The 15,917-nt window shown below is 61.5% G+C and carries 12 protein-coding genes; 5 read left to right on the top strand and 7 right to left on the bottom strand.

The window, feature by feature from the left end:
• Nucleotides 1–2: 2 nt before the first annotated feature.
• Nucleotides 3–281, bottom strand: a complete 279-nt coding sequence (locus ACLH0H_RS09425; protein ID WP_411381813.1) for a helix-turn-helix domain-containing protein — start codon at nucleotides 279–281, stop codon at nucleotides 3–5.
• Nucleotides 278–1,603 carry a type II toxin-antitoxin system HipA family toxin gene (locus ACLH0H_RS09420; RefSeq protein ID WP_411381812.1) on the bottom strand — a complete coding sequence of 442 codons (1,326 nt, stop codon included), beginning with the start codon at nucleotides 1,601–1,603 and terminating at the stop codon, nucleotides 278–280. Before ACLH0H_RS09420 ends, ACLH0H_RS09425 begins: the two co-directional genes overlap by 4 nt.
• Nucleotides 1,604–1,873: 270 nt before the next feature.
• Here ACLH0H_RS09420 and ACLH0H_RS09415 point away from each other — a divergent pair, with 270 nt between their 5' ends.
• A complete protein-coding gene (locus ACLH0H_RS09415; RefSeq protein WP_411381811.1) occupies nucleotides 1,874–3,172 on the top strand; it encodes an autotransporter domain-containing protein in 1,299 nt (432 codons plus the stop codon).
• A 71-nt stretch (nucleotides 3,173–3,243) separates the two neighbouring features.
• Here the strand turns inward: ACLH0H_RS09415 and oadA are convergent, their stop codons facing one another.
• Together oadA and ACLH0H_RS09405 are read right to left on the bottom strand one after the other, a co-directional pair.
• On the bottom strand, nucleotides 3,244–5,052 hold the full coding sequence (gene oadA / locus ACLH0H_RS09410) for a sodium-extruding oxaloacetate decarboxylase subunit alpha (RefSeq protein WP_411381810.1): 1,809 nt from the start codon (nucleotides 5,050–5,052) through the stop codon (nucleotides 3,244–3,246).
• Between the two features lie 11 nt (nucleotides 5,053–5,063).
• Nucleotides 5,064–6,479 carry an acetyl-CoA carboxylase biotin carboxylase subunit gene (locus ACLH0H_RS09405; RefSeq protein ID WP_003213442.1) on the bottom strand — a complete coding sequence of 472 codons (1,416 nt, stop codon included), beginning with the start codon at nucleotides 6,477–6,479 and terminating at the stop codon, nucleotides 5,064–5,066.
• A 195-nt stretch (nucleotides 6,480–6,674) separates the two neighbouring features.
• On the opposite strand from ACLH0H_RS09405, the gene ACLH0H_RS09400 reads away from it, so the two are divergent.
• Nucleotides 6,675–7,649, top strand: a complete 975-nt coding sequence (locus tag ACLH0H_RS09400) for a LysR family transcriptional regulator (RefSeq protein WP_411381809.1) — start codon at nucleotides 6,675–6,677, stop codon at nucleotides 7,647–7,649.
• Here ACLH0H_RS09400 and ACLH0H_RS09395 read toward each other — a convergent pair.
• From ACLH0H_RS09395 to ACLH0H_RS09385, 3 genes are all read right to left on the bottom strand, one after another.
• Nucleotides 7,579–7,776: a PA3496 family putative envelope integrity protein gene (locus ACLH0H_RS09395; protein WP_076952108.1), complete on the bottom strand. Its 198-nt coding sequence runs from the start codon at nucleotides 7,774–7,776 to the stop codon at nucleotides 7,579–7,581. The genes ACLH0H_RS09400 and ACLH0H_RS09395 overlap by 71 nt on opposite strands.
• Before the next feature lie 161 nt (nucleotides 7,777–7,937).
• Nucleotides 7,938–8,804: a transcriptional regulator HexR gene (gene hexR / locus ACLH0H_RS09390; RefSeq protein WP_003177007.1), complete on the bottom strand. Its 867-nt coding sequence runs from the start codon at nucleotides 8,802–8,804 to the stop codon at nucleotides 7,938–7,940.
• A gap of 162 nt (nucleotides 8,805–8,966) precedes the next feature.
• Nucleotides 8,967–11,840 (bottom strand): EAL domain-containing protein, encoded by a 2,874-nt coding sequence (locus ACLH0H_RS09385; protein WP_411381808.1) that lies wholly within the window; start codon nucleotides 11,838–11,840, stop codon nucleotides 8,967–8,969.
• A 247-nt stretch (nucleotides 11,841–12,087) separates the two neighbouring features.
• Between ACLH0H_RS09385 and uvrD the strand changes: the two genes are divergently transcribed.
• The 3 genes from uvrD to ACLH0H_RS09370 all read left to right on the top strand — a co-directional run bounded on the left by uvrD (nucleotide 12,088) and on the right by ACLH0H_RS09370 (nucleotide 15,894).
• Entirely contained in the window at nucleotides 12,088–14,271 is a 2,184-nt protein-coding gene (gene uvrD / locus ACLH0H_RS09380; RefSeq protein WP_186686117.1) for a DNA helicase II, read from the top strand.
• A gap of 210 nt (nucleotides 14,272–14,481) precedes the next feature.
• Nucleotides 14,482–15,351 carry a Tim44 domain-containing protein gene (locus tag ACLH0H_RS09375; RefSeq protein ID WP_411381807.1) on the top strand — a complete coding sequence of 290 codons (870 nt, stop codon included), beginning with the start codon at nucleotides 14,482–14,484 and terminating at the stop codon, nucleotides 15,349–15,351.
• A gap of 135 nt (nucleotides 15,352–15,486) precedes the next feature.
• Nucleotides 15,487–15,894 carry an SMI1/KNR4 family protein gene (locus tag ACLH0H_RS09370; RefSeq protein ID WP_017739032.1) on the top strand — a complete coding sequence of 136 codons (408 nt, stop codon included), beginning with the start codon at nucleotides 15,487–15,489 and terminating at the stop codon, nucleotides 15,892–15,894.
• Nucleotides 15,895–15,917: the final 23 nt, after the last annotated feature.

Here is a 15,917-nt window from a genome sequence, read left to right as displayed (position 1 = left end):
GCTCAGCGCCACTGCCGACGCAGCTTGACCACGCCCATTTGCATGCCGAACGGTTTGAACACGGCATTCAACGACTTGAGGGTCTGATTGCCTTCACCGTGTTCGATATGCACCAGGGTTCGCACGGAGATTTTGCACATCCTGGCAAACTGGCTTTGATGCAGACCGGTGACTTCGGTGCGCAGGCGACGCACGGCTTCGCCGATTTCCAGCGTACCGTCAGCCAATGCAGCCTGGATGCTGTCGATCAGCTGGGTGCGCTCTTCAATGGTCAGGCTCATGTCAGTCCCCATTCTTGCAGGCGCTGCGGCAAGTTCTTCAAGGCTATACCGGGATGGTTCATTGTCACGGCCGGCAGGCCATTGGCGCTCAGGATGTCGGGCAAGGCGCACAGTTGCTGCGCGGCGTCCCTGAGGTCATCAAACAGCTTATGAGGGTCGGCCAGGTCAGCCAGCAGGTGACACACACCCAGCCAGTCCACCTCCCCCGCCCGCTCCAGCTCTCTCGGCCATTTGGTGGTGCGCGTGACCCCTTCGTCGTCCATCACCATGGGCGCCAGGTCATAGATAGGGGCGAGCCGCAAGGTATCAGCCTGGCGAATGATCGAGGTGTTGCGACCGTGGTTGTCCGAGTTGCCCAGAATCTTGTTCAACAGGTCACGCTTGAGGTACTCCGCCACCAGGGCCGGCACGTCATGGGATTGTCCGGCGACCTTCCATAAATCAACCAGCAGCTCGACAACCTCACGATGCGCCATGGCGCTTCCAGGCACAGTCACGCCAGCCACTGAGTAGATGGATTCCACTGCATGGCGCTCAACGCCCTGGTTGCCAACGTGCCTATCGAAACGCTGCATCCACAGACTGGGCTTGCTGGCCTCTTCCAAGGCCAGTCCCTGCGTCGCTACCGTGTCGATACCCAGGGCCTGCAAGGCTTTGTAGTAGTGGTATTCGCTACGCAGAATATCCTGGTCAAGTTGCGTGCCTTTGTTTCGCGCAAACTTTACGAACCAGTGCTGCCGGGCTTGCGCGTCTTCCAGCACGGCATCCGGGAACAGTAGGCCGTCCTGATTTTCTGTCAGCAACAACTTCGGCGCTTCCCCGCCGGCCCCAGTGGCGCCACCAATGGCCGCGCCCTGTTCGTAGGCATACTCCAGGAACCGATGGTCCCGCTGGATAACTTCCTGCCGCGCAAAGCCCATGGGTGACCGACTGTCCAATGCGGCAACCGACTCTTTGATCCGCATATGACCGACAGGCGCAGGCGTGCTGCGCATCAGTAGAAACAGCTCTGCACTGATGTCGTCCGGTTTGGCCTGGCCTATATGTGCCATGAGAAAACGCCTGGCGGCCCCCGCTGGCGCAATGTCATGGAGAAAAGCCGGGGCACCTTGTGTCCGGCCGCCTTCCCATTGCAAAGGAAGCCGTGCACTCACAGCCTTTGCGAAGGGCGTGGCGAAATCGTCGAGATGCTCCACCAGATAGCGTTGGTCGTAGCCAAAACTGCAGCGACTCTCGAAGCCCTGCTGTGGAGCGTCGAACGTCAGCAGCATCGCGTCCTGCCATTCCCCTTCGGTATAGATCTGCACAGTCAGTTTGAGCACGTGTCACACCTGCAATTTAATGCGCATATATCGTCAAAACTACGCGTAGAACTGCAATATAGTGCAATCAGATAGGTTTAGCACGGCGTATATCTGCATTAAAATGCATATACAAGGCTTTCGTCGATAATTATACGCAATAGAATGCATATGCCGCTTATCGCCTCCTGATAGGAGACAACTCCTGCAAATCGGAAGTCTACGGCCTGACAGTTATCCCCGCCCCGCCTCGCTAAATTCCCGCCCTCATCCACAAGAGGTCGGGAATTCATGCCCATTACCCCCCGTAGAATCGTATTTGCCATCGGCCTTTTAGCCGCCGCCAACCTTCAACATGCTCAAGCGCGTGGCGATATCGAGTACATGCCGTACTGGTATCAACCCTACGACGCACCGGCTTTTGAGTGGTTCGATAGCCCCGAATTCGATAGCGCCGACGCTGAAGAGGCGCCCATCAACGGCTATGTCGCCAGGCAAGCCACCACCCACAACGGCCGGCAGGTGGCGAAAGTGCTGGAGCCCGCGCTGACTCGCCTGTTGCAGTCGGGCAAGTTGAGCGCGGAACAGATCAAGGCCCTGGAAAAATTCAACGCCGAACTCGCGCAAAAACCGGGCGCGTTCGGTGCGGCCCTTGAGCAACTGTCCGGCAGCCAGAACGCGAGCCTGGCGGCGGCTACCCAGAGCACCACCCAGCAGCTGAGCAGCCGAGTGCTCTCGACCCTGCGTGAACTGCCCACCGACACCGACGGCCACTTCTGGGTAAAAAACCTCGGCAGCGAAGGCGGCCTCGACAGACAGCGCGGTACTGCCGGCCTGGATACGGCCAACCAGGGCATGCTATTGGGTGCCGACTGGGCAGTTGATCACGCCTGGCGAGTCGGTGTGCTGGGTGCAAAATCCAGCAGCCGCCTGGATGCGCAACGCTTCAGCGCCGACCTGGACAGCTGGCACCTGGGCGGCTACGCCGTGCGTCAGGACGGCCCGCTGGCCTTGCGCCTGGGGGCGATCTACAGCAGCCATGCCGGCCAGAATCAACGCAAGGTCGACATCCTCGGTTACAAGGATGCGCTCAAGGGCCGCTACGACGCCAACAGCCAGACTGTGTTCGGCGAGGCGGGTTACCAACTGGGCGATGCCGACATCAGCATCGAACCCTTTGCCGGGCTTGGCTACCAACGCTACAGCCGTGACAGCTTCAGGGAACAAGGCGGGCCTGCCGCGCTGAACGTCGATGCGCAAACCCAGCAAAACCTGAGCAGCACCGTTGGCCTGCGCCTGGCCAAACCGTTTCGGTTCGACAACCAGATGACCCTCACGCCGCACCTGAGCACAAGCTGGAAACACCTGTACGGCAACGTCGACAGCCAGGTGCGCCAGTCCTTTCGCCAGGGCGGTATCGAGGGGTTCACCATCCAGGGCGCGTCCCTCGATCGCAACAGCCTCAACCTGCAGGCCGGGCTGGATCTGGCGCTCTCGGCAAACCACACCCTCGGCCTGGCCTACAGCGCTGAAAAAGGCACCCACAGCAGCAACCAAGGCCTGATAGCCCAGTGGCGGATGGGTTTCTGACCCAATTGCAGGCGAAAAAAAAGGGGAGCACCTGCTCCCCCGAGGATTAAACGGTAGTGTCGAAGGCTGTATCAGCCTTCGATTTCAATCAGGATTTCGCCAGGGTTCACACGGTCGCCCTTGGCCACATGAACAGCGGTCACCTTGCCGGCAATGGCTGCCTGTACTTCGGTTTCCATCTTCATGGCTTCGGTAATCAGTACGGCCTGGCCGGCCTTGACCACGTCACCTTCCTTGACCAGCACGTCGACGATATTGCCCGGCATTGCCGTGCTGACGTGACCCGGCTCGGTGGCCTGCTTGCGCTTGCTGCTGCCGCCGCTGACAAACTCGTTGAGCGGCTCGAAAACCACTTCTTCCGGCATGCCATCGATGGACAGGTAGAAGTGGCGCTTGCCTTCGGCTTTCACGCCGACGCCGGTGATGTCCACGCGGTAGCTTTCGCCGTGCACATCAATGACGAACTCGGTCGGCACGCCTTCGCCACCGGCGCGCGCAACGCCGCCGGCTTCTGGAATCGGCAGCAGCACTTCCGGCGCGAGGGTGCCGGCGTCGCGTTCTTCGAGGAACTTGCGGCCGATGTCCGGGAACATGGCGTAGGTCAACACGTCTTCTTCGGACTTGGCCAACGCGCCGATTTCACCGCGCAGCTTGGTCATTTCCGGCTTGAGCAGGTCGGCCGGGCGCACGTCGATAACCTCTTCGCTGCCGATGGCCTGGCGACGCAACTTCTCGTTCACGGTGCCCGGCGCCTTGCCGTAGCCGCCTTGCAGGTAGAGTTTCACTTCGTTGGTGATGGTTTTGTAGCGCTCACCGGCCAGGACGTTGAAGAACGCCTGGGTACCGACGATCTGCGACGTCGGCGTCACCAGCGGCGGGAAGCCAAGGTCTTCGCGCACACGCGGGATCTCGGCCAGCACTTCGCTCATGCGGTTGAGCGCGCCCTGCTCTTTCAACTGGTTGGCCAGGTTGGAAATCATCCCGCCCGGCACCTGGTTGACCTGCACGCGGGTGTCGACGGCGGTGAATTCGCTCTCGAACTGGTGATACTTCTTACGCACCGCGTAGAAGTACAGACCGATCTCCTGCAGCAGTTCAAGGCTGAGACCTGTGTCGAACTCGCTGCCTTTAAGAGCGGCAACCATCGACTCGGTACCCGGGTGGCTGGTGCCCCAGGCGAAGCTGGAGATGGCGGTGTCGATGTGATCGGCACCGTTTTCGATGGCCTTGAGTTGGCACATCGCGGCCAGGCCAGCGGTGTCGTGGGAGTGGATAAAAATCGGCAGGTTCTGCTCGGCTTTCAGTGCCTTGACCAGTTCGCCGGTGGCGTAGGGGGTCAACAGGCCGGCCATGTCCTTGATTGCGATCGAGTCGCAGCCCATGGACTCCAGCTGCTTGGCCTGGGCCACAAACGCTTCGACGGTGTGCACCGGGCTGGTGGTGTAGGCAATGGTGCCCTGGGCATGTTTGCCCGCAGCTTTCACCGCTTCGATGGCCACACGCAAGTTACGCACATCGTTCATGGCGTCGAAGATGCGGAACACGTCGATGCCATTCACGGCGGCCTTGGCCACGAAGGCTTTTACGACATCATCGCTGTAATGGCGGTAGCCCAGCAGGTTCTGGCCGCGCAGCAACATTTGCAGGCGCGTGTTGGGCAACGCGGCGCGCAGTTGGCGCAGGCGCTCCCATGGGTCTTCTTTCAAAAAACGTACGCAGGCGTCGAAGGTCGCGCCGCCCCAGACTTCCAGGGACCAGTAGCCGACTTTGTCGAGCTTGTCGCAGATCGGCAGCATGTCGTCGGTGCGCATGCGGGTCGCCAGCAGCGATTGGTGAGCGTCGCGCAGGATGGTGTCGGTTACGAAAATCTTCTTGGACATTGGTGTATTCCTCACAGGCCTGCGTGGGCGGCGATGGCGGCGGCGATAGCCAGGGCCAGCTCTTCGGGTTTGCGCTTGATCGAGTAGTTGGTCAGCTCAGGATGGCTTTCCACAAAGCTGGTATTGAACTGGCCGCTGCGGAATTCCGGGTTGCGCAGGATTTCCTGGTAATAGGCGGCAGTGGTCTTCACGCCTTGCAGGCGCATGTCGTCCAGGGCACGCAGGCCGCGGTCCATGGCTTCTTCCCAGGTCAACGCCCACACCACCAGTTTCAGGCACATGGAGTCGTAGAACGGCGGGATGGTGTAGCCGGTATAGATCGCCGTGTCGGTACGCACGCCGGGGCCGCCGGGCGCGTAGTAACGGGTGATCTTGCCGAAACTGGGCAGGAAGTTGTTCTTCGGGTCTTCGGCGTTGATACGGAACTGCAACGCGAAACCACGGTGCTGGATGTCTTCCTGCTTCACCGACAGCGGCAGGCCCGAAGCGATGCGGATCTGCTCGCGGACAATGTCAATCCCGGTGATTTCTTCAGTGATGGTGTGTTCCACCTGCACGCGGGTGTTCATCTCCATGAAGTACACCTCGCCCTCGGCGAGCAGGAACTCCACGGTGCCGGCGTTCTCGTAGCCCACGGCCTTGGCGGCGCGTACCGACAGGTCGCCGATGTAGGCGCGCTGTTCAGGGGTCAGCTGCGGGCTGGGGGCGATTTCGATGAGCTTCTGGTTGCGGCGCTGGATCGAGCAATCGCGCTCGAACAGGTGCACCACGTTGCCAAAGCTGTCACCGAGGATCTGCGCCTCGATGTGCTTGGGATTGACGATGCATTTTTCCAGGAACACCTCCGCCGAACCGAAGGCCTTGGTGGCTTCGGAAATCACCCGAGGGAAGGCTTGTTCAAGTTCTTCACGGCTGTTGCAACGGCGGATACCGCGACCGCCACCGCCGGAAGTGGCCTTGAGCATCACCGGGTAACCTATGCGGTCGCCTTCGGTCAGGGCTTCGGCGATGTCGGCGACGTTGCCTTCGGTGCCTGGCGTGACCGGTACACCGGCCTTGATCATGCTGCGGCGCGCTTCGGTCTTGTCGCCCATGCGGCGGATCACTTCAGCGGACGGGCCGATGAACTTGATCCCGCGTTCGGCGCAGATGTCCGCCAGTTCCGCGTTTTCCGACAGGAAGCCGTAGCCGGGGTGCAGCGCATCACAACCGGTTTCCACGGCCAGGTTCACCAGCTTGCGCGGGTTCAGGTAGCCGGCCAGCGGCTCGGCACCAATGCTGTGGGCTTCGTCGGCACGCTTGACGTGCAACGCGTGGCGGTCGGCGTCGGAATAGACCGCGACCGAGCGAATGCCCATCTCGGCGCAGGCACGCACGATTCGTACGGCAATTTCACCACGGTTGGCGATCAGGATCTTTTTTATCACTTGGAAATTCCCTTGAGCCGATTGCTGCGTTCTTCGACCCGCTGGAGCCGGGTCGGCGCGTGACCAAATGTTTCATGACAGTCCCGAGACACACACTAAGCCCGCAGGAGGATTAACAAAAATCAATAATTATTGGGTTGCGCATAAGTAAAGACTTATAGTTGGCCGAGCGGCCCGCAGCGAAAGGATAAGATTATGCGTAAGTCATTGATGCGACTGACATTGCGTCAGCTGCAGATTTTCCATGAGGTGTGCGATCTACGCTCTTACAGCCGCGCCGCCGAGGAAATGTCCCTCACGCAACCGGCCGTCAGCCTGCAAATCCGTCAGCTTGAAGAGCTGATCGGCCAGCCGCTGTTCGATTATGTCGGTAAAAAGCTCTACATGACCGAGGCCGCCGAGGCCCTGCAGCGGGCCAGTCGGGATATTTTCGGGCGCCTGGAAAACCTCGACATGCAGCTTTCGGACATGCAGGGCTCGCTGCAAGGCCAATTGAAACTGGCGATTGAATCCAGCGCCAAGTACTTCGTGCCGCACCTGTTTGCCGCCTTCAAGCGCCAGCATCCTGAAGTGCAGTTGCACCTCACCGTGGTGAACCGCGCCCAGGTGATACGCCGCCTTTCGGACAACCGGGACGACCTGGTGATCATGTCCATGGTGCCCCAGGACATGGGGCTGGAATTCCTGCCGTTCCTCAACAACCCGATTGTCGCTGTCGCGCCACCCGACCACCCCTTGAGCCTGCTGGGCCCACTGCGCCTGCAGGATCTGGAGCCTTACACGCTGCTCGCGCGCGAACCGGGTTCCGGTACGCGGCTGGCGTGCGAGGAGTATTTCAAGGAGAAACGCGTGCACTTCACCCAGACGGTGGAAGTGGCCTCGGCCGAGGCGCAGCGTGAATGCGTCTGCGCAGGGCTGGGTGTGGCCCTGTTGACGCGGCATGCGGTGAACATGGAATTGGCCACCGGCGGGCTCAAGGAGCTGCCGGTGGAAGAGCTGCCGCTGTACCGCAGTTGGTGCCTGGTGCAGGCCAAGGCAAAGCGCCTGTCACCAGTGGCCCATGCGTTCCTGGGCTTTATTCGCAGCGAACGGGTGCAGATCAGCGCCCTGGCTGAGCGCTTCGCTGGGCAGCCGCGGGTGCCTGCCAGTGCAGTTCCGGGTAGTCACTGATGCTCTGGAGCAGTTGGCGCTCCTCGCAACGGTCTTCGATTGCGCGACGGAACGCCATGCGGCGTTGGTCTTCCTGCTGACGACGGGTCTTTACGGTGCTGTTGCTGTCTTCGTAGGGCCGGGCCATTTGGAGTCTCCCAATGCGAGTGCGGGGAGTTCAGGATGGTCCTGGGGGATGACGGTTTGGCGGCGTGGGGGTTACAGGATGATGAATCTTGAGAAATTGACACACATCCATGTGGGAGCTGGCTTGCCTGCTCCCACAACTTGACCGGGTGTGGCGTTGAATCAATCGTCCAGGGCTTTGACGGACTTGGGCGACAACCGCAGGCTGCGCAAGCTGCGTTTGACGCTCTTGAGGTGGTTGACCAGGCTCGGCCCGCGCGCCATGGCCACGCCCATCGCCAGCACGTCGATGACCACCAGGTGCGCAATACGCGAGGTCAGCGGCGTGTAGATCTCGGTGTCTTCGTGTACGTCGATCGCCAGGTTGACGGTGGACAGTTCCGCTAACGGCGTCTGGCTCGGGCACAGGGTGATCAACGAAGCGCCGCTCTCACGCACCAGGTTGGCGGTGATCAGCAGGTCTTTGGAGCGTCCCGACTGCGAAATACAAATGGCGACGTCGGTGGGCTTCAAGGTCACCGCCGACATGGCCTGCATGTGCGGGTCGCTGTAGGCCGCCGCGGTGAGCAGCAGGCGGAAAAACTTGTGCTGGGCATCGGCGGCAACGGCACCGGAGGCACCAAAGCCGTAGAACTCGACTCGCTGGGCCTGGGACATGGCCGTCACGGCCTTTTGCAATTCCACCGGGTCGAGCTTCTCGCGCACTTCCATCAGGGTGTGCAGGGTGGTGTCGAAGATTTTCAGGCTGTAGTCGGCGACGGAGTCGTCTTCGTGAATCGCGAATTGCCCGAAGCTGGCACCGGCGGCCAGGCTTTGGGCCAGCTTGAGCTTCAAGTCCTGGAACCCGGAGCAACCGATGGCGCGGCAAAAGCGCACGATGGTCGGCTCGCTGATGCCCACGCTATGGGCCAGGTCGGCCATGGAACTGTGCATCACAGCCGCAGGGTCAAGCAGCACATGGTCGGCAACCTTGAGTTCCGATTTGCGTAACAGGTGGCGCGACTGGGCGATATGTTGCAACAGGTTCAAAGGGCAGGACTCTTTGTTATGGGCAGGGCCGAGGATGTAGCAAGCTTGTAGTTATACTACAAGAATTGCCGTTTTGCCCGTCCGGCGCGTCACTAATCGCCCTTTTCCCCCTTTGTCTCTGCGGGCGGCGCACATGTAGCCACAGGGGCGGTGTCGCCATCACTAAGGAAAATCTGCATTTTCCCGTAACAAATCTGCCAGCGCCTGGGCCTCTATCGGCCGGCTGATCAAATAGCCCTGCACTTCGTCGCAGCGCTCTGCACGCAGGAAGTCCAATTGCTGCTGGTCCTCCACCCCTTCAGCCACCACCTTGAGCGCCAAGCCGTGGGCCATGGCGATGATGGCCCGGGTGATGGCGGCATCTTCACGGCCTTGGCCAAGCCCGCGAATGAAGGTTTGGTCGATCTTCACATAGTCCACGGGAATGCGCTTGAGGTAGCTGAGGGACGAATAACCGGTGCCAAAATCGTCGATGGCCAGCTTAACGCCCAAGTCGCGAAGTTGCTGGAAGGTGGCGATGAGGTGCTCGACACTATCGAGCAACTGGCTTTCGGTCAGCTCCAGCTCCAGGTATTGCGGGTCCAGACCCGTTTCTTCGAGCACCTGACGCACCAGGCTGACCAACTTGCCCTGGCGCAACTGATGCACCGAGAGGTTCACCGACACCCGGATCGGCGCCAACCCCTGGCGCTGCCATTCACAGGCTTGCCGGCAGGCCTCGCGCAGCACGAATTCGCCCAGCGGCACGATCAGGCCGGTCTCTTCGGCCAGGCCGATAAAGTCCCCCGGCGGCACCATGCCCCACTGTGGATGCTCCCAGCGGATCAAGGCTTCAGCAGCGTTCAGCCTGCCGGTGGCCAGGCACAGTTTGGGTTGGTAGAACACCGTGAGCTGGCGCTCATCAATGGCCTTGCGCAGGTGGTTCTCCAGCTGCAAGCGCTCCAGCGTGCTGGCTTGCAGACTGTCGGTGTAGAACTGGAAATTGTTGCCGCCCAGGTGTTTGGCGTGCTGCATGGCCATGTTCGATTGGCTGACCAGCGCAGAAATTTCCCGCGCATTATCCGGCAACAGGCTGACGCCCATCGATGCACTGACCACCAGCTCATGTCCTTCAACCGTGACAGGCACCCGCAGTTTGGCCAACAACCGCGTCGCCACCCGCGCCAGGCTCGACAGGTTGCCGTAGGCGTCGAACAGCACGGCGAATTCGTCGCCGGACAGGCGCGCAATGGTGTCGGCCTCGGGCAGGGCATTGATCAAGCGCCGCGCCATTTTCTGCAGCAACTGGTCGGCAACCTCGTGGCCCAGGCTGTCATTGAGCAGCTTGAAGCGGTCCAGGTTGATATGCAGCAACGCCAGGCTGCGCCCGCCCTGACGTACACGCTGGTGGGCCTCGCGCAGCCGTTCGCGGAACAACGAGCGGTTGGCCAGGCCGGTCAGCTCATCATAGTGGGTGAGGTAGCGCATGCGCTCTTCGGATTCGCGCCGCGCCGAGAGATCGGCGAAGAAGCCAACGATATGGCTGACTTTCCCGCGGATATCGCGCACCACATTCAGTTGCAGCCACTGCGGGTAGAGCTCGCCGTTCTTGCGCGTCTCCACCAGCTCGCCCTGCCAGGTGCCGTGGCTGAGCAATGCCTGGCGGATCACCGGAAAGTGGCGGCGGGCATCACGGCTGCTGGGCAGCTCCACCACGTTGCGACCGAGCATGTCGTCGATTTCAAAGCCGGTGACGCGGCTGAAAGCCTGGTTGACCGCGATCAATTTGTAGCCCGGATCCAGGATTACAATGCCTTCGCTGGCCGCTTCAAATACGGTCGACGCCAGACGCTGTTGTTCCTCCAGGGCCTTGCCGGCACTGATGTCTCGACGAGTGCCGAGCATACGCGTGACCCGGCCGCTGGGCCCGCGCTCCACGGCGCGGCCCCGGTCTTCGATCCACACCCAGTGCCCATCGCCATGGCGCACGCGGTATTCGACCTGATAGTCCTCGCTACGACCCTTCAAGTGTTCCACCAAGGCGCGCTTGAGCAATGGCAGGTCGTCGGGGTGCAGGCGCGGCTTGAGGTGGCCGAGCATCGCCGTGACGTACTCCGGTTCAAGGCCAAACAACTCCTTGAGCTGGGTGTGATGGACTTCGTCAGTTTGCAGGTTCCAGTCCCACAGCCCCAACTCACTGGCCTGCAGCGCCATGGCCAGGCGCGCTTCGCTTTTATTCAGCGCCAGGCTGGCGGCGTCCAGCTCCTGGCTGCGCTGCGCCACGCGATCCTGCAGGCCGATCTGGGCTTCGCGCAGTTCCTGTTCGACCTGGCGGCGCTGCTCGACTTCGCGCACCAGTTCCTGGTTGAGCTGCTCGCTGCGCTGCTGTGCCTGCTGGAGATGCTCGATCAATGCCTGGTTCTGGAAGCGGCGCAACAGGCCACGCTGGATCAGGCGATTGACCTGCCACGCTACCAGGCTCAAAGACGCGAGCAGGATCAGGCCTAATACGCCCCAGCCGCGCTGCTGCGGGTCGCCGCTCCAGAACAGGTAAATGATGGCCGGCACCAGACAGGGCACGGCGAACGACAGGAACGCCGGCAGGCTCACGGCATAGGCCACGCTGGCCGACAGCGTCGCCGCGCCAATCAGGCCGAACACCCAGGCCTGTTGCATGAAGCTGTCCACCGGCACCAGGGCAATGGCAGCGGCGGCCAGGGTCAAGCCGCTGACCGCCGAGCCGAGCATGAACATGCGTCGCCACACCGGCTGGGCCTGGCGGCTGGGCATGGCCGAATCAAACGCCGCCACCTGGATCACGCGCATCGCCACCAGGGCCAGCAGCCAGACCAGCCAGATGCTGTCCAGCAGGTATTGCTTGGGGTCCCAGAGCAGCCAGGCGCACACCAGGCCATTGACCAGCATCAATAGGGTCGGCAGCAGCGAGCCCTGATACAACAGGCGCGTACGCTCGACCGCCATCTCGGTGGCGTAGTGTTTGCGAAGAACCTGCGCGGGCGCCGTCGAGTGGCCGAGCAGATCGGTGCTGAGGGTCATAGGCAGTATTCTTATAATGGTGAGCCCGAAACGTCGACGGAGCATACACAAGCAAACGCTTGGGCCAAACTGCTCCACGTCATAAAAACTGCGCGGGCATGGCCCGCAAACTCCGGGGCCAGACGGCTTGAGCGAGACACGGCGGGGGCCGCGACCCTTGACCGACCAGTCATCACCCCGGATGTTTTGTGGCGACCACCCGGCATTGGTATTTGCCCCACTCCCCCGGGGGCCATAGAATGCGTCGATGCGCGATGATCTCTCCCTTTTGCTGAACTCCCTCAACGATGCCCAACGCCAGGCCGTAGCGGCCCCCGTTGGCCGTCAGTTGGTCCTGGCCGGTGCTGGCTCCGGTAAAACCCGAGTGCTGGTGCACCGTATCGCCTGGTTGATCCAGGTCGAAAACGCCTCCCCGCATTCCATCCTGTCGGTGACCTTCACCAACAAGGCCGCCGCCGAGATGCGCCACCGCATCGAGCAGTTGATGGGCATCAGCCCGGCCGGCATGTGGGTAGGCACCTTTCACGGCCTGGCGCACCGCCTGTTGCGCGCGCACTGGCAAGAAGCGGGCCTGGCCCAGACCTTCCAGATCCTCGACAGCGATGACCAGCAACGCCTGGTCAAGCGGGTGATCCGCGAGCTGGGCCTGGACGAGCAACGTTGGCCGGCGCGCCAGGCGCAATGGTTTATCAACGGTCAGAAAGACGAAGGCCTGCGCCCTCAGCATATCCAGGCCAGCGGCGACCTGTTCCTGGCCACCATGCGCAGCATTTATGAAGCCTACGAGGCCGCCTGCGCGCGCGCCGGGGTCATCGACTTCTCCGAACTGCTGCTGCGCGCCCTGGACCTGTGGCGCGACAACCCGGGCTTGCTGGCCCATTACCAGAAGCGCTTCCGGCACATCCTGGTGGACGAGTTCCAGGACACCAACGCCGTGCAGTACGCCTGGTTGCGCCTGCTGGCCAAGGGCGGCGACAGCCTGATGGTGGTGGGCGACGACGACCAGTCTATCTACGGCTGGCGTGGCGCGAAAATCGAGAACATCTACCAGTATTCCGAAGACTTCCCGGACGCGGTCACCATCCGTCTCGAGCAGAACTACCGCTCCACCGCCGGAATCCTCAAGGCCGCCAACGCCCTGATCGCCAACAACACCGGGCGCCTGGGTAAAGAATTGTGGACCGACGGCGGCGAAGGCGAAGCGATCAACCTGTACGCGGCGTTCAACGAGCACGATGAAGCGCGCTACGTGGTGGAAACCATCGAAAGCGCGCTGAAGACCGGTTTGGCGCGCAGCGACATTGCGATTCTGTACCGTTCCAACGCCCAGTCGCGGGTATTGGAAGAAGCCTTGTTGCGCGAGCGCATCCCCTACCGCATCTATGGCGGCCAGCGCTTCTTCGAGCGCGCGGAAATCAAGAACGCCATGGCCTACCTGCGCTTGCTGGAAGGCCGCGGCAACGATGCGGCGCTGGAGCGAGTGATCAACATCCCGGCCCGTGGCATCGGCGAAAAAACCGTCGAAGCTATCCGCGACCACGCGCGCCACGCCCATGTGTCGATGTGGGAAGCCATGCGCTTGCTGATCGCCAATAAAGGCCTGACCGGCCGGGCGGCGGGTGCGCTGGGTGTGTTTGTCGAGCTGATCGAAAACCTGTCGGCCAAGTGCGCCGAAATGCCCCTGCACCTGATGACCCAGACCGTGATCGAACAGTCCGGGCTGATCGCCTACCACGAAGCGGAAAAAGGCGAGAAAGGCCAGGCCCGGGTAGAAAACCTTGAGGAATTGGTGAGCGCCGCCCGTGCGTTCGAAAACGCCGAGAACGAAGAGGACCTCACACCACTCGCCGCCTTCCTTGGCCATGCTTCGCTGGAGGCCGGGGACGCCCAGGCTGACGAACATGAAGACAGCGTCCAACTGATGACCTTGCACAGCGCCAAGGGCCTGGAATTCCCGTACGTGTTCCTGGTGGGCATGGAAGAGGGCTTGTTCCCCCACAAGATGAGCCTGGAAGAGCCCGGCCGTCTTGAGGAAGAGCGCCGCCTGGCCTACGTGGGCATCACACGGGCGATGCAGAACCTGGTGATGACCTACGCTGAAACCCGACGCCTGTACGGCAGCGAGACCTACAACAAGGTGTCGCGCTTCGTACGGGAGGTGCCGAAGGGCCTGATCCAGGAAGTGCGCCTGTCCAACAGCGTCAGCCGCCCATTCGGCGGTGGCCAGCAGCAGAACTCCAGCAATATGTTCGCCGGCTCTGAAATTCCAGAAACCCAATTCAGCCTTGGCCAACAGGTCAGGCATTCGGTGTTCGGCGAAGGCGTGATCCTCAACTTCGAAGGCGCCGGCGCCCAGGCGCGGGTGCAGGTGAATTTCTCAGAAGGCAGCAAGTGGCTGATGATGGGTTACGCGAAGCTCGAAGCGATCTGAGCTGATTGCTTGTGGCGAGGAAACCTCGCGTTACATGAAGGTTGTTGGCCCGCCCTTGTTTTTAACGAGTGCGGGCCAATATGTGTAATAAGTCCTACAGACCACTCTGAATCGGTCCTACGCAAAAGCCCGAAACATTATGTCGCTAGCCACTGTCTCTACACCTGTGCAACATGGCGCGCGTGCAATCCACAAATGGGAATTCCCTTTATGAAACGTTTTCTTAGCATCGCCATGGCGTTGTGCATCGGCCTGACGATGAGCATCGACGCCAACGCCAAACGCTTCGGTGGCGGCAAAAGTTCAGGTGCGGCACCGACTCACCAGACCAGCCAAATGGCTCCATCCGCCGGTGCCGGCGGCGCTGCCGCTACCGCAGGCGCAGCCGGTGCTGCCGGCGCCGCTGCCAAGGCCGGCGGTGCTTCGCGCTGGCTGGGCCCTCTGGCCGGTATCGCAGCCGGCGGCCTGCTCGCGTCCATGTTCATGGGCGGCGGCTTCCAGGGCATGCAGATCTTCGACATCCTGATCCTGGCGGTCATCGCCTTCGTCATCTTCCGCTTTATCGCCGCCCGTCGCCGCAAGCAGCAGGAGCACCTGGCTCCGGCCGGCGCGCCGATGCAGCGTGAAGTGTACGAGCAGAAACCAGCCATGGGCTCGATCTTCGGTGGTTCGGCGGCACCAGCTGCCGCCCGTCCGGTGATCAACGCGCCGGCCTGGTTCAACGAAGAGCGTTTCGTCGAAGCGGCCCGCAGCCACTTCCAGTCCCTGCAGCAGCACTGGGACGCCAACGAAATGGACAAGATCGCCGAGTTCGTGACCCCGCAACTGCTGGAGTTCCTCAAGCGCGAACGCGCCGATCTGGGCGACGCTTTCCAGTCGACCTACATCGACGACCTGCGCGTACAACTGGAAGGTGTGGATGATCGCGCCGACAAGACCATCGCCACCCTGACCTTCAGCGGTGTGTCGAAAACCTCGCGTTTCGACCAGGGCGAAGTGTTCAGCGAAAGCTGGAACATGGAACGTCCACAAGGCGAGAACCAGCCTTGGCTGGTCGCTGGTATTCGCCAGAACGGCTGATTCCTGCGCGCCTGAGCAAGCAGTTACAAAAAACCCCGGACCTGTCCGGGGTTTTCTATTTCACGGTTGCACTTATAGCGAGCTACTGTATAAAACGCCCCTATAAACCGCGCCATCAGCAAGAGGATCCCGGCCGTGGAAGAAATCATCGAACAACTGCGTGAAGCCAACGAACCGGTCCCGGTTCCGCTGGAGCTGCCTGACGAAGACCAACTGGTGGAAATCGAGGAACAACTGTTCATCGACATTCCGTTTGTCTTCCGTGAATTCCTGCTGACCGTCAGCGACGTGGTGTACGGCAGCCTGGAGCCGGTGACCGTCACCGACCCGCAATCCCACACCTACCTGCCCGACGTGGCCGCCAACGCCTGGGATGCCGGTGTTGATCGCAGCATGATCCCGATCTGCCAGGACGGCGACGACTACTATTGCGTCGAGGAAGACGGCACCGTGGTGCTGTGGTCCGGCGAAGAAGAGCTCGTCACCGAAGAAACCTGGGAATCGGTGTGGCACTGGGCGCGGGACGTCTGGCTCGAAAGCTGATCGCGCAGGCTGTAGTGAGCGAG

Source organism: Pseudomonas sp. MPB26 (assembly GCF_046605355.1).
GTDB classification, from domain to species: Bacteria; Pseudomonadota; Gammaproteobacteria; order Pseudomonadales; family Pseudomonadaceae; genus Aquipseudomonas; species Aquipseudomonas cedrina.
Note: the sequence above shows the minus strand (reverse complement) of the source record. Positions and strands in the feature narration are given on the sequence as shown.